A 17,604-nucleotide genomic window follows, 5' to 3' on the forward strand; every position below is an offset into this window, starting at 1 on the left:
GTCCCCGTGGCCCGGCGGTGACACGCTGGAGACGTGGACGGGGTCCGGGACCGGGTGACGACCGCGGTGTTCGCGGTCGCGATCGCCCTGCTCGGTGCGGGCGGCGCCCTCTGGGCGGTCGGGAGCGACCGCGCGGCCGGCGCGCTCTGGCTGGGCGGTGCCGCGGTCGGCCTCGTGTCGTCCCTGGCCACGACCGTCGGTGCGCTGCGCGAGCACCGCCCGACCGTCGACGTGATCGCGCTGCTCGCGCTGGCCGGCGCGCTGGCGGTCGGCGAGTTCTTCGCCGGCGCGGTCATCACGGTCATGCTGGCGAGCGGCCAGCTGCTGGAGGCGCGGGCCGACGCCCGCGCCCGGCGCGAGCTGCGGCTGCTGCTGGAGAGGTCCCCCCGGACCGCCCGGCGACGCGCCGGCGACGCGGTCGAGGAGGTGCCCGTGGACGCCGTCGGCGTCGGCGACCGGCTCCTGGTGCGCACCGGCGAGGTGGTGCCGGTCGATGGCCGCCTCCTCACCGCCGGCACCCTCGACGAGGCGGCGCTGACCGGCGAGCCGCTCCCGGTCGAGAGACCGGCCGGCGACGCGATCCGCAGCGGCGTGGTGAACGCCGGGCCGCCGCTGGACCTGCTCGCCACCACGGCGGCCGCCGACTCGACCTACGCCGGCCTGGTCCGGCTGGTCGAGCAGGCGCAGGCGGCCTCGGCGCCCTTCGTCCGCCTCGCCGACCGGCTCGCGGTCCTCTTCGTCCCGCTCACCCTGGCGCTGGCCGGCGGTGCCTGGGCGGTGGCGGGCGACCCCGTCCGTGCGGTCGCGGTCCTGGTCGTCGCGACCCCCTGCCCGTTGCTGCTGGCCGCGCCGATCGCGTACATCTCCGGCCTCTCCCGCGCCACGCGGGCGGGCGTGGTGATCAAGGGCGGCGGGGCGCTCGAGCGGCTCGCCGCCGCCCGGGTCGTCCTGTTCGACAAGACCGGGACGCTGACCCGGGGTCGCCCCCACCTCGTCGACGTGGTCACCGGCCCCGGGGGCCCGGGCGCCGACGACCTGCTGCGGCTCGCCGCGTCGCTGGACCAGATGTCGCCGCACGTCCTCGCCTCCGCCATCGTCACCGCGGCGACCGAGCGCGGGCTGGACCTCGAGCTACCCGAGGAGGTGGCCGAGATCCACGGCTACGGGCTGGGCGGCGAGGTCGCCGGCCGCCGCGTCGCGCTCGGGAAACGCTCCTGGATCGTGCCCGAGCCCGGGCCGGAGTGGGCCCGCCGCGCCCGCCGCCGCGCGGGGCTGGAGGGGGCGCTGAGCGTGTACGCGGCGGTCGACGGCGAGCCCGCCGGCGCGTTCCTGCTCGAGGACGTGATCCGTCCCGACGCCCCGCGGATGGTCCACGGCCTGCGCGAGGCGGGGATCCGGCGCGTCGTACTGGTCACCGGGGACCGGGCCGACACGGCCGCGACCATCGGCCGGATCGTCGGCGTCGACGCCGTGCACGCGGAGTGCGACCCCGCAGACAAGCTCGCCGTGATCGAGGCCGAGCGCGGCGCCGGCGCCACGGTGATGGTCGGCGACGGGGTGAACGACGCTCCGGCGCTGGCCGCCGCCGACGTCGGCGTGGCGCTCGCCGCCCGCGGGGCGACCGCGTCGTCGGAGGCAGCCGACGTCGTGCTGACGGTCGACCGGGTGGACGCGCTCGCCGACGCCATCCTGATCGCCCAGCGCTCGCGCCGCATCGCGCGGGAGGCGGTCGGCATCGGCATGGGCCTGTCGCTGGCCGCGATGGTCGTGGCCGCCGCCGGCCTGCTGGCGCCGGCGGCGGGCGCGGTCCTCCAGGAGGGCATCGACCTGCTGGCGATCGCCCTGGCGCTGCGGGCCGTGCTGCCCGGACGCTCGCACACCGTGACGCTGTCGCCCGCCGACGCGGCCATCGGGCGCGAGCTGCGCGCCGAGCACGAGGCCTCCCTCGCGGTGGTGGAGGAGATCCGCACGGTCGCCGACGCGCTCAGCACGCGGGACGCGGACCTGGCGCCGGCCCGCCGCCTGCTGGTCCGGCTCCGGGACGACCTGCTGGCCCACGAGCGGGCCGACGAGGAGAGCCTGGTGCCGCTGGTGGCCCGGGCGCTGGGCCCGTCGGCGACCTATGCGCTGAGCCGGACCCACGCCGAGATCGAGCACCAGGTCGGTCGCCTCGGGCGGCTGCTCGACGACATCGGGACGAACGCCGCCCAGCCGGAGGACGTGGTGGAGCTGCGCCGGCTCCTCTACGGGCTCTACGGCGTGCTGCGCCTCCACAACGCGCAGGAGGAGGAGACCGCCTTCAGCCTGCTGCCGGACTCCCCCGCCGCCGGGCGAGGCTGAAGGGGCCGGGAGACGACCGTGCCCCGGACGCCAGGCGTCCGGGGCACGGTGTGTCCGCCGCGTGCGGCGGGAGCTCGATCAGAGCGGGCGAACGTTCTCCGCCTGCGGGCCCTTCGGGCCCTGGGTGACGTCGAACTCGACCTTCTGGTTCTCGTCCAGCGACTTGTAGCCGGACGACTGGATGGCGGAGTAGTGGACGAACACGTCCGCGCCGCCGTCCTCCTGAGCGATGAAGCCGAAGCCCTTCTCGGCGTTGAACCACTTCACGGTTCCCTGAGCCATGATCTTTGTCCTCAATCTCGTCGGCGCGGACACTTTGCCCACAGCCAGCCGGAGACACCCAGTGACGTCCGATGTCCAGCGAAACCGAAACCAAGAACTTCAAGAGATGCGCCGCCATCCTGGCGGCCAGGAGCCGGAGCCCCGTCCAACGACGTCAACGGTACCACCCGGGAGCGGGGTGACGGGGATCGCTGCCCACCGATTCCGCGGAGTGTCGCCACCGCGGGCCCGGGCCCCGCTCAGCCGATCCCGACCAGGACCACCAGGCCGTTCACTAGCAGCCCGGCGACCAGCCCGATGCCGACGTTCCCGGTGCGGCGCACCACGACGAACGCGGCGGCCACGGCGAGCACGGCGCCGACCTGCGGGACGGAGGGAGACCCGTGCACGAGCAGTACGCCGGAGGCGACCATGCCGGCGAGCACGGCCGGCGTGACGAGGGCGCTGAGGGCGGCGAGCCGGTCGGAGTCGGCCAGCCGGCCGCCGGCCACCGTCATCCACACGCGGAGCAGGTAGGTGGCCGCCGCGGCCAGCGCGAAGGTGAGCAGGACGGTCATCGGGTCCGCCTCCCCTGCGCACCGGTCCCGCGGGCCGACCGCCGGGCGATGAGGAGCCCGCAGCCGACGCCGAGGACCACCGCCACCGGCAGCGTCGCCGGGCCGAGCCAGCCGGCGCACAGCGGGATGCCGAGCGCGGCGACCACGGCGGCGCCGCGGGCCGGTGCCCCGTCCAGGCTGCGGGCCAGCATGCCGGCGAAGACCAGCGGTGCGGCCAGGTGCAGCCCGAGCTCGGGCGGCAGCGCGGCGCCGACCCGGTAGGCGATCGCCTGGCTGACGAGGAAGGCTCCGGCGAGCATCGCGGTGACGGCCACGTAGTAGCGCTGGCGCCAGCGCAGGTCGCCGCCCCCGGCGAAGCGCTGCTCGCTGAGCAGGAAGTTCTGGTCGACCAGCGGGAAGGCCAGCAGCAGCCGGCTCGGCAGCGGGGCGCCGGCGAACCAGCGCGCCACGCCCGAGCCGTAGTAGACGAAGCGCAGGTTGATCAGGACGGTGATCACGACGGCGGCGACGATGCCCTCGCCACGGCCGATCGACTCGATCACGGCGAGCTGCGCGGCACCGGCGAGCAGGGCCGCGGCGCCGAACATCGCCTCCGCGAACGAGAGCCCGTTGGCGACGCCGGCGGTGCCGAGCGCGAGCCCGAACGGGATCAGCGCGATGCTGAACGGGAGGGCGTCCTTGATCCCCTGGCGGACCGCGCCGGCGGGGGCGGCGAGCGGCGTGGCCGCGTCGGCCTCGGCCAGGGCGAGGGTGGTCATGGCGCACCGACCAGGGCGGCGCGCCGGAAGGTCTCCTGGCGGATCCAGCGCCGGTAGACGGGTTCGCCCATCGCCGCGGCGACGACGTCGCTCTGGCTGGCGTGGCCGGCGAGGGCCGCGCGCTTGCGGTCGAGCTCGTCGGCGGTCAGGTCGAGCACGGCGGCGATCTCGTCCTCGGGGACCCCGGTGGGCTCCTCGGTCATCCAGATCCCCAGCTCGTCGTGGAGGGTGCGCCACTCGTCGAGCCAGGCATCGGTCTTGGCGGCCTGCCAGAGCTCTCCGCTCCCCCAGGCGCGCCACGCCTCGGCCGCGAGGCGCCCGGCGATCACGTGGTCGTCGTGGCCGGTGATCCCGTCGGGACCGAACGTGACGACCACGTCCGGCCGCACCTCGTGGGCGATCCCGACCAGCCGGTCCAGGACCCCGACGGCGGGCACGTCCGCGAGCCCGCCGTCGGGGTGTCCGAGGAACCGGATGTCGGTGACCCCGATGGCCGCCATCGCCGCTCCGAGCTCGGCGCGCCGCAGCGCCCGACGCTCCGCGACGCCGCGCGGGTCGTCCTCCCCGAAGCCCGCCTCACCGTCGGTGAGCGCGACGACGGTGACCCGGCCGCCGGCCCGCAGCGTGCGCTGCATCAGGCCGGCCGACAGGTACGACTCGTCGTCGGGGTGCGCCCACAGGCCCAGGAGGCTGCGGGGCGGGTCGGAGTGGTGGTGGCGGGTCATCGGATCGCTCCTTCTCGGGCGCGGAGCCCGGCTCAGGCCTCGGAGCGGCCGACGACGACCTGCGTCGGGCCGGTCAGCATGTCGAACACCGCGGAGTACTTGGTGGCCGAGGCGATCAGGGCGTCGATCTGGTCCTGGGAGGCGTCGGCCTGGACGTCGAAGTCGACCTCGATCCGGCTGAAGCCCTTGCGGACGTCGGGGTCCACGCCGAGGACGCCGCGCACGTCGATCTCGCCGGTCACGGTCGAGGTGACGCTGTGCAGCGCGATGCCGCGGGCGGCGGCACCGGTCGCGACGCCGGCGGTGATGCAGGAGGCCAGGGCGTGCAGCACGTACTCCTGCGGGGTCGGGCCGTAGCCGTGGCCCAGCGTCGGGTGGTCGCTGGTGAACCGGAACTCCTCGACGTGCTGCTGGTCGGCGCCGATGCCGTGCCACTCGTGGATGCTCGAGGTGCTCGCGGTGCCGTCGACCCAGGCGTTGCGGGCCGTGAAGCGGAACGCGGCGAGCTCGGCGTTGTCGGTGAACTTGGCGATCGCGCCGAACATCTTCTGGGTGGGGACGCCGTTGGTCTCCCCCGGGCGCTGGGGCCGGGCGCTGGTGTACTGGCTGTCGGTCTCGGTGCTCTGGATGGCGGTCATGGTGTTCTCCTCGTCTGGGGCTCCCCGGTCGGGGTGCCGGTGACCCCAACACTCCTGGAGCGGGCGGTCGCAGCCTTGGAGACGATCTGCAGATCAGGTGGAGGGGCGCTGGAGGAGGCGCGTAGCAAGCGGGGACAGACACGTTCAGAAGACGACCGTCCAGCCCTCGTCACGGATGTCGGCGCCGGTGTAGGAGATGCCCTCCACCTTCAGGCCGGTCGCGTCCAGGAGCGTGAGCGCGCCGCCGCGGTTGCCCAGCGCGACCGGCGGCGCCAGCGCACACGCGAGCGTGGCCCCGGCGGGCACGCTCGTGGCGGGCGCGGCGCAGCGGTTCTGCTGGCGGTCGACGAACTCCCAGCCCGTGAGGTCGATCGGCGCGGGCGACGCGTTGAGCAGCGTCACGACCTCGGCCTCCGGAGCGGGCCCCACCGGGTTGACCAGCGCTCCGACGATGCGCACCCGACGGTCACCCTCGACCGACGGCCCGGGCGGCGTGATGGCGTGCCCGGTGACGTCGTCGGTGTGCCAGGACTGGCTCTGGAACGCCAGGAAGATGGCGACCCAGATCGGTGCCGGACCGGCGAGCCCGATCAGCAGCCCGCCGTCCTGCCAGACGCCGTCGTCGCCGGCGAACCGAGCGGAGTTGCCCTGGTTCATGTGGATGTCGTGCACGCCGTTGCCCGGTTCGAACCCGAAGACCTTGTCCGGCTTGCCGGCCTCGGGACCCCAGCGCTCGCCGAAGGCGAGCATCGTCGCTCCGGGGTCGGCGATCGCGCGCTCCACGAAGTGGTCCAGCCGGTCGGCGAGGTCGTTGTCCGGGCCCTCGACGTCCGGCGGCAGGGCACGCATGTCCGTCGGCGTGAACATGTTGCCGCGGACGAAGTCGAGGCTCGGCGTCCCCGGGCCCCGTCCCAGCGGCGTCCAGCCCTCCTCGGTCGGGAGCGTCTCCAGCAGCGGGTGGCGGAAGTCCTCGATCGCCAGGTAGAGCAGCTCGGACGGCGCCTGCTGGGAGAGCACGTTGACGGCGATCCGGTACTCGACCCCGGCGCTCGTCATGTGGACCTGGTAGTGCGGACTTCCGGACCCTCCCTCGCGGACCTTCGCGACGGGGCGCCCGCGCAGCACGCCGTAGGACTTCAGCGGCACGGCGCACCCCCGGGGTGCGCCCGCGCGCCGGGGGGCAGCGGTCCCCCGGTCGACATCTCGACCATGATCGTGCTCGTCTCGGTCGGCGGCGGTCGGCGGATGGGAGACCGCGTCGGGGGCTGTCACAACGGCAGGTCCCTCGCGGGCCTGTGGCGGTCACGGGGAGCGTCTGCCAATCTACGCCCCGGATCGCGGGGCGGCAGTGCCTCGCGCCCGACGACCGTGGCGATCAGCCCGCGAGCCCCTCGCGCGCCACCCGCGCCAGCCGCACCAGCCCGGCCGACTCGGCCTCCGTCGCCACCACCCGGAGCATCGCGTCCGCCTCGGCGCCGTGGCCCTGGGCGCGGCGCACCCGGGAGAGCCACAGCCGGCTGTCGTTGGCGAAGAGCACCGATCCGCCGTCGGCGTCCCCCTCCAGCGCGGCGCCCAGCTGCTGCTCGGCGACGGTCAGCTCGCCGAGCGTCAGGGAGAGCATGCCGAGGTAGCGGTCCGCCCGCCCGAAGCAGACCTGCCCCGAGCCGGTGGTGATGTTGCTGCCCGCCAGCGGGTCCAGGCGCTCGCGGAGCACGCGGCACGCGTCGCGGTCCCCCGTCCGCACGACCGCCTCCACCAGGAAGACCATCACCGTCGACCACATCGCGTCCCGGGGCAGCTCGAAGCCGCTCTCGCGCAGGTCCGCGAGGACGGTCGCGGCGTCCTCGGGAGCGCCCGTCTCGGCGAGGAGCCAGGCCAGCCCGGGCGTCCACAGCGAGTCGCCGCGGGTGCGGGCCAGCACGGTGCGGATCATCGGCATCAGGATCGCCAGCCGGTCCTGCTCACGCCGGATCAGGAACATCCGCAGCCCGTAGGTGCCGCTGCCGTCCTCGTCCGGCAGTCGGTCGGCGAGGGTGAGGCAGTGCTCGGTGAGGCGCTCGCTCTCCACCAGGTCGCCGCGGTAGAAGGCCTCCATCGCCTCCTGGTTGGCTCGGACCAGCTCCCAGAAGGTCGAGCGGTAGCGCCGCTGGAGCGTGGCCATGGTCGCGACCAGCCGGCGGACCGCACCGAAGTCGCCGCTCAGCGTGCCGAACATGATCCGGTCGTGCAGGGCGTGCAGCGCGATGTCGCCGTCCAGGATGTCGCGCTCCAGCTCGGCCAGCCGCTCGATCATGGGACGCGCCTCCTCCACGCCCCGGTGCAGCACCACGTGGCCGAGGTAGACCCCGAGCACGTTCGCCTCCAGGGTGGGCGACCCCATCTCGGTGGCCAGCCGCAGCGCCCCCGCGAACGCCGCCTCCGCCTCGTCGGGACGGCCCGACATCGCCAGGGCGCGCAGCCGGCCGACGGCCAGGCGCGCCCGCAGGTCGGGCTCGGTCGGGACCTCCTCACCCGCGGCGACCGCCTCGTCCAGCAGGTCCGCGGCCTCCTCGAGGAACTCCAGCGACCGCTCGCCGGCCAGGCCCGGGCGCCAGCGGGCGTCCTCGTAGCGCAGGGCGGCCTCGACCTGCGTCGTCACGTCGTCGGTGTCGCGCGCCAGCAGGATCGCCTCGCCGAAGATCCGGGCGGCCGGCATGTTCCGGCCCGCGCGGTGCTCGGCGTTGCCGGCCGCCAGCGCGAGGTCGGCCTGCGTGCGGGGGTCGGCGTCGACGGCCAGCACCCGCGCCTGGCGCAGCAGGTCGGCCGCCTCGGGGAAGGAGAGCCGCTCGCACGCGGCCTCGGCCGCGCGCATCAGCCGCTCGACCGCGACCGGGCGCAGCGCCGGATCGGACCGGGCCGCCTCCGCGGTGTGGTAGGCCAGCTCGGGGAGCCGCAGCGGGTCGGCGCCGAAGACCCGGGCCAGCGCCTCGGCGATCCGGCGGTGCATCCGGGCGCGCCGGGCCGAGCTGAGCTGGTCGCGCAGGCTGGAGCGGACCAGCGCGTGGGTGAAGCGGAACCGCTCGACTCCGATGTCCTCCAGCAGCCGTGCCGCGGTCGCGGCCTCCAGCTCGTCGAGGAGGTCGAGCTCGTCGCGGCCGTGGGCGGCGGCGGCCACGGAGAGCTCGAACTCCAGCCCCAGGACCGACATCATCCGCAGCGTGTCCTGCACCTCGGTGGGCAGGGTGTTGAGGCGGCGGCGGACCGCGACCTCGATCTGGGCGGAGCCGGAGACCGGGTCGACCGCGTGCAGGAAGAGCGGGTTGCCGGCCGTCTGCCGCATCACCTCCGCCATGTCCAGGCTGTCGTCGCCGACGAGCTGCGCGGCGTCGGCCTCGTCCAGCCCGGCGAGGTGCAGCAGCGCGGTCCGGGGCCGGCCCTGCGCGGTCGCCATCAGGTCGGCGACCCGCTCGCTGGCGTCGGGGGCGGTGTCGCGCGCGGTCAGGATCATCGTCACGCGGGCGTGCCCGTGCCGATGCTGCAGGTGCGCCAGCAGCTGCAGCGTGGACTCCGAGGCCCAGTGCACGTCGTCGACGACGATCACCAGCGGGCGCACCTCGGCGCAGCGCGCCAGCCAGCCGGCGAGCGCCTCGAAGAGCTGGAACCGGCGGCCCTCGTCGTCCACGTGCGCGGTCGCGCCACCGGTGCCGCGCGGTCCCGGTCCGCCCAGGGACGGGAGCAGGTGGGCGACCTGGTCGGGCAGCGACGGCAGGTGGGCGGCGTCAGCGCCCGCGGCGTCGCCGACCAGCTGCGTCAGCACCTCCACGAACGGCTGGTACGGCACCCGCAGGTCCTCGCTGTTGCGGCCGAAGACCACACGGTGGCCGCGCGCGTGGGCACCGGCGGCGAGCTGGGCGGCAAGTCGGCTCTTGCCCATGCCGGGCTCCCCCAGGATCCACACCCACCCGATCGGGGCGTCGGGGTCCGGGTCGTCGACGATCGCCGCGCCCCGCACCAGCTCCTCGCGCCGGCCGCAGAACGGCCGACGGCCGTCCATCCGCAGCTCGTCGGGCAGGGCGGTCGGCGGGTGGGCGTGGTCCTCCCGCGCCCGCGCCGCGACGGGCTGGGCCGCCGGCGGGACCCGCGAGGGCTCCGCGGACGGGGCGGCGGGCACCGGCTCGGCGACCTCGATCGGCGCGACGAACCGGTAGCCGCGGCCGTGCACGGTCTTGATCGCCCACTGCCGCACGCCGTCGTCGTCGACCGCCCGCCGGGCCTGCTTGATCCGGGTGGTCAGCGCGGACTCGGAGACGAACTTGTTGCCCCAGACGTTCTCGAGCAGCTCGTCCTTGGTGACCAGGCGGTCGCCCTGCTCGACCAGGTACTGCAGGACGCCGAAGACCTGCGGCTCGACCTCCCGGATGCCGTCCGGGCCCGACACCTCGACCGTGTCGGAGTCGAGGACGAAATCACCGAACCCGTACCGCGGCACGGCGGGCTTACCGGACGAACTCGTCGACCTGGATGATCGTGTCGGCGGGCAGCCCCAGGTCGGCGGCGTGGCGGCGCAGCACCTCGACGTTGTCGGCCTCGTAGAGGCAGTAGGTCTTCTTCTTGTCCGCGGACAGGAACGAGGTGAGCCACTTGATCTCACGCTCGAGGTTGTACTCGTCGATCAGACGAACGGTCTCCTCGTCGAGGTCGAGTCCCTCGGCGAACTCGCGCTCGACCATGAATACCGGCATGTCAAGCCTCCTGGGTCGCTGCGCCCCACCACAACCACACCAGTGTGACACAGACAACGTGACGTGGCACCAGAGTTCTGGTCCAGCGCTCTCCGCAGGTCAGGGGATCGGGAACGGTCAGGCGGGCTTCTCCGCGACGACGTACTCCTGGTCGTTGCAGAAGCGGTAGATGCCGGAGTCGTCGACGAGCTCGTCGAGGACGGCCATCACCTGCGGGCGCAGGGCGTCGGGCCCGACCGCGCGCAGCGCGGGCTGCGCCGGGCCGAGGGTGGCCATCGCGCGCCAGGCGGTGTCCGCGTCGGGCCACTCCACCATCGACAGGCGCGAGCCGCGCTCGACGACCTCGAACCCGGTCGCCTCCAGCATCCCCTCGGCCACGCCCTCGCGGGCGATGTTGTTGGTGCGCCGCATCCCCTGCTGGTGGGTCTGCGGCGAGTTGGCGGAGAAGACCTTGAAGACCGGGCGCAGGTCCAGCCGCCCACGACCCCAGAAGCTGATGGCGATCCGACCACCGGGCCGGAGCACCCGCTGGGCCTCGGCCAGCGCCGCCTCGCAGTCGCCCCAGATGCCGTTGATCGAGGTCACCGCGTCGAAGCTGGCGTCCGCCCACGGCAGCGCGAACATGTCGCCGTGGCGCACGTCGGACCGCGGCGACCGGGCCCGCGCGATCCGCACCAGCGACTCGGCGGCGTCGATCCCGGCGGTCTCGGCGCCGGCGGCCTCGGCGAACCGGATCGCCAGGCCCGAGCCGCAGGCGATGTCGAGCAGCCGGGTGCCGTCGGACACGTCGAGCCGGTCCATGGCCCTGAGCAGGACGTTGACGGCGTAGTGCTCGAACAGGCAGGCCCAGTCGACGGCGCCGCTGCCCCAGGCCTCGCCGGCCTTGCGCCAGTCGTGCCCCTGCGGGGTGGAGGCGCCCGGGGAGCGGGCGGGGTTCTGGTCGTGGGTGGTGTGGGTCGTGGTGGACATGGCTCCACGGTGCGCCCGCGACCGCCCGCGGGTCTTGGAGGAGAGATGGAGATCGGGCTCCACGGCTTCTCCATGTCTCCTCCAAGTTCGGCGGGTGCCTCCTCGGCCACGGTGGTGTCACCGATCGGGCCACCACCGAGGTGGCCCACCACCACACAGGAAGAGAAGTCAGATGACCGCCACCCAGGACCCCACCAAGCCCGTCGACAACGGCGTGGACGTCGACGCCCTGCTCGGGGCCCGCGACGTCCTCACCAACGCTCGCGAGGCCGCCGCCTTCACCTTCACCGCGACCAACCGGTGGATCAACGGCACCCACAGCCGCTCCAGCGTCAAGGAGTTCTTCGGCCTCGGCGCCGAGCAGAGCCACCGCGCCGAGTACTCCGTCGACATCGACCACCCCGAGGTCTTCGCCTCCCCCGACAACGGTCCCTCCCCCGTCGAGCTGGTCCTCATGGGCCTGGCCGGCTGCCTCACCGCCGGCGTCGCCTCGGTCGCCACGAACCGCGGCATCCAGCTGCGCTCGGTCGCCGCGACCGTGCAGGGCGAGATGGACCTCGCCGGCATCCTCGGCATCGACCCCGACGTGCGCAACGGCTTCAGCAAGATCACCGTGCGCTACGAGATCGACGCCGACGCCTCCCGCGAGGAGCTGCAGGCCGTGCTCGCCCAGTCCCAGAAGCGGTCCGCCGTCTTCGACGTCGTCACCAACCCGACCGCCGTCTCGGTGGAGCTCGCCTGAGCCGGCCGGCCGGGTGAGAGACAGCAGACCCTTCAGCAGAGAGGAGTGAGTCCCATGGCACACGCAGGAGCGGGCAGCACCCGCAGGACCGACGTCGTCGTGATCGGCGGCGGGCAGGCCGGACTGGCGATGAGCCGGTGCCTGACCGACGCCGGCGTCGACCACGTCGTCCTGGAGCGCGGGCAGACCGCGAACTCCTGGCGCACCGAGCGGTGGGACTCACTCCGGCTGCTCTCCCCCAACTGGCTGACCCGGCTGCCCGGCTGGGGCTACGCCGGCGACGACCCCGACGGCTTCATGACGGCGGCCGAGGTGGTCGCCCACCTCGACGCCTACCGGGCCTCGTTCGGCGCCCCCGTCGAGGACGGGACCACCGTCGAGCGGGTCGCGCCCTGCTCCGACGGGTACGTCGTCGACACCGACCGCGGCTCCTGGCGGGCCCGGGCGGTGGTGATGGCCACCGGCGCGTGCAGCGACCCGCACAAGCCCGCGTTCGCCGCGGACCTGCCCGGCCACCTGCAGCAGCTCGCCCCGACCGAGTACCGCAACCCGGCGCAGGTCGCCGACGGCCGCGTCCTCGTGGTCGGCGGCTCCGCCTCCGGCCTCCAGATCGCCGACGAGCTGGCCCGGGCCGGGCGCGAGGTGACGCTGTCGACCGGCGAGCACGTCCGCCTGCCCCGCACCTACCGCGGGATGGACATCCACTGGTGGATGTCCACCCTCGGCATCCTCGACGAGCGGTACGACGAGGTCGAGGACCTCGGCCGGGCCCGTCGGCTCCCGTCGCTCCAGCTCGTCGGCAGCCCCGAGCGCCGCACCCTCGACCTCAACAGCCTCGGTGGCCGCGGCGTCGAGGTGGTCGGCCGGCTGGCCGGGCTCCACGCCGGCCGCGCGCAGTTCTCGGGATCCCTGGCCAACGTGTGCATGCTGGCCGACCTCAAGCAGCGCCGCCTGCTGGACCGGATCGACGAGTTCGCGCAGGAGCACGGGCTCGACGCCGAGCTCAGCGACCCGGTCCGCCCCGCCGCGACCGCCGTCGACGGCACCCGGCTCGACGCCGACCTGTCCGGCTACGGCGCGGTCGTGTGGGCCACCGGCTTCCGCCCCCGCTACCCCTGGCTCGACCCCGAGCGCCTCGCCCCCGCCGTGCTCGACGGCTCGGGCCGGCTGCGCCACGACGGCGGCGTCGTCGACGCCCCCGGCCTCTACGTGCTGGGGCTGCCGTTCCTGCGCCGCCGCAGCTCCAGCTTCCTCGACGGCGTCGGTCGCGACGCGATCGACCTCGCGGGGCACCTCGTCGGCCACCTCGAGCGGAGCTCAGCCGCGATCGGCTGAGCCCCGTCCCGCGCCCCTCCCCTCGGTGGCTCCCCAGCCTCCTAGGGGAGGTCCAGCGCGTCGACGTCGAGGGCGTCGGTGGTCAGCCCCACCGCCGTCCCGTCGAACGTCGTCGACCAGGCGCCGTCGGCGTACCGCACGACGTCCTCGTCCTCGACGGTGCCGAGCCCGGGGACCGCGACCGTCGTCGTGCTGAACGACAGCGCCAGGTGGTCCTCGTCGGTCACGTCGAGGCCGTCGATGTCCGCGGACCTGGCCAGGCCCTCGGCGGTGGCGTCCCAGACCCGCGTGAACCCGGTGCCGTCCCAGCGGTAGACGTCGGCGTCGTCGGGCGTGCCCGACACGCCGGGCACCCGCACGTTGCCGATGGTGGAGAAGTACAGCTCGTCCCCGACCGCGCTGAGGGCGTCGAGGTCGAGGCCCGAGAGCATGAGTCCCTGGGCGGTGCCGTCGAACCAGACCGCCCAGCCCGTCCCGTCGTGGAGCAGCACGTCCTCGTCCTGGACCGTGCCGAGGCCCGGCACCTTGGTGTTCGTCGCGAAGGAGACGAGGAACCGGTCGGCGTCCAGCCGGGAGAACCCGTCGGTGTTCGCCTTGGAGGGCAGCGACCACGGCGCGGCCGAGGCGTCCACCGTCCGCGCGAACGCGACGCCGTCCCAGCTCAGCACGTCGGCGTCGTCCGCCGAGCCGGACAGGCCGGGCGGGTCCGCGACGCCCGTGGTGGACAGCTCGAGCTCGACGTCCGGCGGCGGGGGTGGCGGGGGCGCGGTCACGCTCAGCGTCACCGACACCGAGTGCGTGACGCCGTCGGCCACCACGTCCACCACCACCGGGTGGTCACCCGGCACCGTGTCCACGCTCGTCGTCACCGTCACCGTGCTCACCCCGTCCGCACCCGGCACCGTCGCCGGCACCGCCTCCGCGGTCGTCCCGCCCGGCGCGGCCACCGACACCGCCGCGTCACCCGGCGTCCCCGACGTCGGCACCAGCGTCACGTCGAACGACACCACCTCGCCGGCCACCACCGACACCGGGTCCGGCGCCGCGGAGACCGAGAAGTCCGGCGGGGGCGCGGTCACGCTCAGCGTCACCGACACCGAGTGCGTGACGCCGTCGGCCACCACGTCCACCACCACCGGGTGGTCACCCGGCACCGTGTCGACGCTCGTCGTCACCGTCACCGTGCTCACCCCGTCCGCACCCGGCACCGTCGCCGGCACCGCCTCCGCGGTCGTCCCGCCCGGCGCGGCCACCGACACCGCCGCGTCACCCGGCGTCCCCGACGTCGGCACCAGCGTCACGTCGAACGACACCGCCTCGCCGGCCACCACCGACACCGGGTCCGGCGCCGCGGAGACCGAGAAGTCCGGCGGGGGCGCGGTGGTGGCGGTCGCGAGGTCGTAGGTCGCCAACGCGTCCACGCGGCCGTAGCCGCTGACGCTGTCGGGGCCCGGGTCGCCGAGGTCGACCGCCCCCAGCGTCACGGCCTCGCGCTGCTCGGCGGGGGTGAGTCCCGGCTGCGCCGCGAGGGCCAGCGCGAGGACGCCCGCGACCTGCGGCGCGGCGATCGAGGTGCCCGAGAGCACCTGGTAGAGGCCGTAGCGCTCGGTGGTCAGGACGTCGCTCCCCGGCGCGACAAGGTCGGGGAAGGCACCGCTGCGGCCACCGCAGGTCGAGGGGCCGCGGCTGCTGCTGGCCAGCACGGTGTCGGTCGAGCCCAGCGCGCCGACCGCGAGCGACTCCGGGTAGTTCGCCGGGCTCGCCCCGGTGTCGGCACCCGATCCGTAGTTGCCCGCGGCGAAGACCGGGAGGATCCCCGCCGCCTCCAGCGCCTGGACGTCGGGCTGGAAGCTCAGGTCGCAGCCGGGACCGGCCCCGATCGACCACGACCCGTTGACGACCTGGGGCGCGTCGGCGGTCGCCGGGTCGCCGTCCGGGTCGAGCAGCCACTGGAACGCCTCGTGGACCGCGGCGGCGCTGGACGTGCCGCGGTCGTCGAAGACCCGCGCCGCGATCCACTGCGCCTCCGGCGCGACGCCGATGGACGATCCCGATGCGTCGCCGCCGACGGCCGCACCGAGGACGCCCGTCCCGTGGCCGGTCAGGTCGATCGGGGCGTCGGGGTGCTCGCCGTACGGGTCGAACCAGCTGTTGGTGCCCCCGCGCCACGTCGACGAGAGGTCGGGGTGGCTGACGTCGGCGCCGCTGTCCAGGGTCGCGACCACGACGCCGGCGCCGGTGTCGGCGTGGTCCTCCCACACGGGCGGAACGTTGGCGGAGGTCAGGTGGGGCTCGACGGTGGACACCGCCGGGACGAGGTCGATCTCGTCGCTCACCACGGACCTGACGTCGGCTCGACCCGCCAGGGACGCGGCGACGTCCGGGGTGGTGGTCACGGCCACCGCGTCCACGATCCAGAGCGGCCTCACCTCGCCCACCCGGTTGCGCGAGGCCAGCGTGCCCAGCCGCGTGGCGATCGACCTCTGCCCCTGCTCGGCCGCGGCCTTGAGCACGGCGACCAGGGAGCGCAGCCGCGCCCTCCGGGACGTGCCGGTGACGTCCCGGAGGTCGGCCTGGTGGTCCATCGTGACCAGCACGGTGACCAGGTCGGGCGCGGCGGCGGACACAGCGGTGGGGACGGTGGCGGTTCCGGCGGCGGTCGCCGCCGGGGCGCCGCCTGAGGCGAAGGCACAGGCGAGCGCGAGCGTGAGCGAGCCGATCAGGGCGCGCAGCAGCGCGCCGTGGGTCCGTGGAGCAGTCATCAGCCTTCCCTCCGTACGCCGACAGGTACACGTGGCCGGATCGCGGCGGCCTCGCCCGGGGTCCGGCGTCGCAGCGCCGTCCGGATCGCCGTCAGCCCGAGCGCGGCCGAGGCCGCCAGCGCGAGCAGGGCGGCGAGGATGGTGGCCGCCACCTCCCACGGGCCCGCCGGAGGCGCGGCGCGGTCGGCGACGGTCCAGCCGACCTGGGCGACGGCGTCTCCGCCGGCCGCGCGGTGCACGCTGACCCAGGCCTGCCAGTCGCCCGAGGTCGGGGCGCCGGTCGCGCCCTCGAAGTGGCGGCGCTCGACCTGCTGCAGGGGCACCGGGACCTGCGCGGTGCCGTCGGTGAGCAGCACGTCGGCTCCCGTCACCCTCCCGGGCTGCGGTCGGGTCACCGGGCTCGCCCGGACCACCAGCCTGACCTGGTCCTCCCCGGCCGGCACCGCCTCGAAGGTGATGAACAGGCCGTCCACGGTGATGCCGTCGCCGGCCCCGGCCGCCCCGGGCACGCCCTCGGTGGTGCGTGCGGTGGCGATCGTGGTCATCACCGCGGCGAGGACCACCGCCACCGTCAGCACCACCATCTCGGTGAGCACGATGCGGGGGAAGCGGGCCGCGGCCGGCGCGCGTGGGAGCCACCGGTCCGCTCCGACGAGCGGCAGCCGGCGTCCGACGGTGAGGGTGGCGAGCAGCGCCGTCCCGAGCGCGGCCGCGAGGACGAGCGCCTTGCCGGCGAGCGCCAGGCCGTACCAGCCCGAGACCAGGGCGGCGGGGTCGGGCACGTTGCGGCCCGCGAGGTACAGGCCGGAGGCGAGGAGGAAGGTCGCCGCCGCGGCCGCCACCGGCCCGAACGCCCGCCAGACCGTGCGCAGCAGCGGCCGACGGCTGCCGGGCTCCCGGACCATCGTGGGCAGCAGGCACGCGGCGAGCACGACCAGCGTCCCGAACCAGACGCCGGACGCGACGACGTGGACCGCGGTCGCGACGACGGCGACCGCCGACTCGCGCGGCAGTGCCGCCGCGTGGCCGGACGCCGCGTCGGCGCCGGCGGCCAGCAGCAGCGCGAGGCCGGCGGTGGCCTCGCGCCGCCGCGTCGGGCCTCGACGGGCGATCCCGGCGAACGCGGCCGCGGCCAGCAGCAGCGCGACCAGACCGGCCGCCCACCACTGCGCCCAGCGCTGCGAGTCGACCGCGTCCAGGGCGTCGGGCCTGGTGGCGGCGGTCGCGACCAGGGCGACCAGGGCGGCGAGCATGCCGATCCGCGCGGCCTGCCAGGGCGCCTCGGGCGCCACCGCGGTCCCGCGGGCCAGGAGCCGGGGCGCGACGACGGCCCCGATTGCGACGACCAGGGCCAGCAGCTGGAGCCAGCGCCCGGCGACGTCGGGCGCCCGCGGCGTGGCCGCACCGGCCGCGGTCCCGTCGGGGCGGACGCCGGCGCCGAAGGTCATCGTGCCGGCGCTGATGTGCCCGTCGGTCGCGGAGGTGATGGTCCAGGTGAGCACCAGGATGCCGCGGCTCAGCGGCGCCGTGCGGAGCGTGACGAAGGCGGACCGGCCGGCGGACGGGTCGGCCCGCACCCGCACGGGCGTGCCCGCGTCGGTGCGCAGCACGAGGTGGGCCGTGGCGATGTCGACGGGCTCGTCGAACCAGAGGCTGAGCTCGGTGCGTCCCACCTCCACCACACCGCCGTCGGACGGGTCGGAGCGGATCAGCTCGCTGTGCGCGCCGGCCGGCGGGGCGACGACGAGCCCCAGCAGCGCGAGGCCGAGGAGCAC

14 protein-coding genes are annotated in these 17,604 nt (G+C 75.1%); 3 read left to right on the forward strand and 11 right to left on the reverse strand.

Annotation, left to right across the window (positions count from 1 at the left end; genetic code table 11):
• Positions 1 to 33 precede the first annotated feature (33 nt).
• Positions 34 to 2,340: a heavy metal translocating P-type ATPase gene (locus ABLM29_RS09755; RefSeq protein ID WP_349713904.1), complete on the forward strand. Its 2,307-nt coding sequence runs from the start codon at positions 34 to 36 to the stop codon at positions 2,338 to 2,340.
• Positions 2,341 to 2,418: 78 nt separating this feature from the next.
• Here ABLM29_RS09755 and ABLM29_RS09760 read toward each other — a convergent pair whose 3' ends face one another.
• The 9 genes from ABLM29_RS09760 to ABLM29_RS09800 form a co-directional block, all read right to left on the reverse strand.
• The gene (locus tag ABLM29_RS09760) at positions 2,419 to 2,622 is read right to left on the reverse strand and encodes a cold-shock protein (RefSeq protein ID WP_349713905.1); all 204 of its coding nucleotides are present in this window, start codon (positions 2,620 to 2,622) and stop codon (positions 2,419 to 2,421) included.
• 239 nt (positions 2,623 to 2,861) lie between these two features.
• Positions 2,862 to 3,179, reverse strand: coding sequence for an AzlD domain-containing protein (locus ABLM29_RS09765; RefSeq protein WP_349713906.1), 318 nt, complete (start codon positions 3,177 to 3,179; stop codon positions 2,862 to 2,864).
• On the reverse strand, positions 3,176 to 3,937 hold the full coding sequence (locus ABLM29_RS09770) for an AzlC family ABC transporter permease (protein WP_349713907.1): 762 nt from the start codon (positions 3,935 to 3,937) through the stop codon (positions 3,176 to 3,178). Before ABLM29_RS09770 ends, ABLM29_RS09765 begins: the two co-directional genes overlap by 4 nt.
• Positions 3,934 to 4,662 carry a PIG-L deacetylase family protein gene (locus ABLM29_RS09775; RefSeq protein ID WP_349713908.1) on the reverse strand — a complete coding sequence of 243 codons (729 nt, stop codon included), beginning with the start codon at positions 4,660 to 4,662 and terminating at the stop codon, positions 3,934 to 3,936. The genes ABLM29_RS09770 and ABLM29_RS09775 overlap by 4 nt, the downstream gene beginning before the upstream one ends.
• 32 nt (positions 4,663 to 4,694) lie before the next feature.
• A complete protein-coding gene (locus ABLM29_RS09780) occupies positions 4,695 to 5,300 on the reverse strand; it encodes an OsmC family protein (protein WP_349713909.1) in 606 nt (201 codons plus the stop codon).
• 144 nt (positions 5,301 to 5,444) lie between these two features.
• Positions 5,445 to 6,446 carry a DUF2278 family protein gene (locus tag ABLM29_RS09785; protein ID WP_349713910.1) on the reverse strand — a complete coding sequence of 334 codons (1,002 nt, stop codon included), beginning with the start codon at positions 6,444 to 6,446 and terminating at the stop codon, positions 5,445 to 5,447.
• 229 nt (positions 6,447 to 6,675) lie between these two features.
• Positions 6,676 to 9,768 carry an AAA family ATPase gene (locus ABLM29_RS09790; protein ID WP_349713911.1) on the reverse strand — a complete coding sequence of 1,031 codons (3,093 nt, stop codon included), beginning with the start codon at positions 9,766 to 9,768 and terminating at the stop codon, positions 6,676 to 6,678.
• A gap of 7 nt (positions 9,769 to 9,775) precedes the next feature.
• Positions 9,776 to 10,021 (reverse strand): DUF4242 domain-containing protein, encoded by a 246-nt coding sequence (locus ABLM29_RS09795; protein ID WP_349713912.1) that lies wholly within the window; start codon positions 10,019 to 10,021, stop codon positions 9,776 to 9,778.
• Positions 10,022 to 10,138: 117 nt separating this feature from the next.
• A complete protein-coding gene (locus ABLM29_RS09800; RefSeq protein WP_349713913.1) occupies positions 10,139 to 10,990 on the reverse strand; it encodes a class I SAM-dependent methyltransferase in 852 nt (283 codons plus the stop codon).
• 172 nt (positions 10,991 to 11,162) lie between these two features.
• Between ABLM29_RS09800 and ABLM29_RS09805 the strand changes: the two genes are divergently transcribed.
• Together ABLM29_RS09805 and ABLM29_RS09810 are read left to right on the forward strand one after the other, a co-directional pair.
• Positions 11,163 to 11,732, forward strand: coding sequence for an OsmC family protein (locus tag ABLM29_RS09805; RefSeq protein ID WP_349713914.1), 570 nt, complete (start codon positions 11,163 to 11,165; stop codon positions 11,730 to 11,732).
• A gap of 54 nt (positions 11,733 to 11,786) precedes the next feature.
• On the forward strand, positions 11,787 to 13,067 hold the full coding sequence (locus tag ABLM29_RS09810) for an NAD(P)-binding domain-containing protein (RefSeq protein WP_349713915.1): 1,281 nt from the start codon (positions 11,787 to 11,789) through the stop codon (positions 13,065 to 13,067).
• A gap of 41 nt (positions 13,068 to 13,108) precedes the next feature.
• Here the strand turns inward: ABLM29_RS09810 and ABLM29_RS09815 are convergent, their stop codons facing one another.
• Complete coding sequence (locus tag ABLM29_RS09815; protein ID WP_349713916.1) at positions 13,109 to 15,829, reverse strand: S8 family serine peptidase; 2,721 nt, start codon at positions 15,827 to 15,829, stop codon at positions 13,109 to 13,111.
• On the reverse strand, positions 15,829 to 17,604 hold the full coding sequence (locus ABLM29_RS09820; protein ID WP_349713917.1) for a copper resistance CopC family protein: 1,776 nt from the start codon (positions 17,602 to 17,604) through the stop codon (positions 15,829 to 15,831). Before ABLM29_RS09820 ends, ABLM29_RS09815 begins: the two co-directional genes overlap by 1 nt.

Origin of the sequence: Nocardioides sp. YIM 152588, from assembly GCF_040191335.1 — a bacterium.
Classification (GTDB): Bacteria; Actinomycetota; Actinomycetes; order Propionibacteriales; family Nocardioidaceae; genus Nocardioides.

What these genes read in the sequence shown, in the direction of transcription:
- ABLM29_RS09760 (WP_349713905.1), bottom strand. Translation starts at nt 2,622, where the DNA reads ATGGCTCAGGGAACCGTGAAGTGGTTCAACGCCGAGAAGGGCTTCGGC.
- ABLM29_RS09765 (WP_349713906.1), bottom strand. Translation starts at nt 3,179, where the DNA reads ATGACCGTCCTGCTCACCTTCGCGCTGGCCGCGGCGGCCACCTACCTG.
- ABLM29_RS09770 (WP_349713907.1), bottom strand. Translation starts at nt 3,937, where the DNA reads ATGACCACCCTCGCCCTGGCCGAGGCCGACGCGGCCACGCCGCTCGCC.
- ABLM29_RS09775 (WP_349713908.1), bottom strand. Translation starts at nt 4,662, where the DNA reads ATGACCCGCCACCACCACTCCGACCCGCCCCGCAGCCTCCTGGGCCTG.
- ABLM29_RS09780 (WP_349713909.1), bottom strand. Translation starts at nt 5,300, where the DNA reads ATGACCGCCATCCAGAGCACCGAGACCGACAGCCAGTACACCAGCGCC.
- ABLM29_RS09795 (WP_349713912.1), bottom strand. Translation starts at nt 10,021, where the DNA reads ATGCCGGTATTCATGGTCGAGCGCGAGTTCGCCGAGGGACTCGACCTC.
- ABLM29_RS09800 (WP_349713913.1), bottom strand. Translation starts at nt 10,990, where the DNA reads ATGTCCACCACGACCCACACCACCCACGACCAGAACCCCGCCCGCTCC.
- ABLM29_RS09805 (WP_349713914.1), top strand. Translation starts at nt 11,163, where the DNA reads ATGACCGCCACCCAGGACCCCACCAAGCCCGTCGACAACGGCGTGGAC.
- ABLM29_RS09810 (WP_349713915.1), top strand. Translation starts at nt 11,787, where the DNA reads ATGGCACACGCAGGAGCGGGCAGCACCCGCAGGACCGACGTCGTCGTG.
- ABLM29_RS09815 (WP_349713916.1), bottom strand. Translation starts at nt 15,829, where the DNA reads ATGACTGCTCCACGGACCCACGGCGCGCTGCTGCGCGCCCTGATCGGC.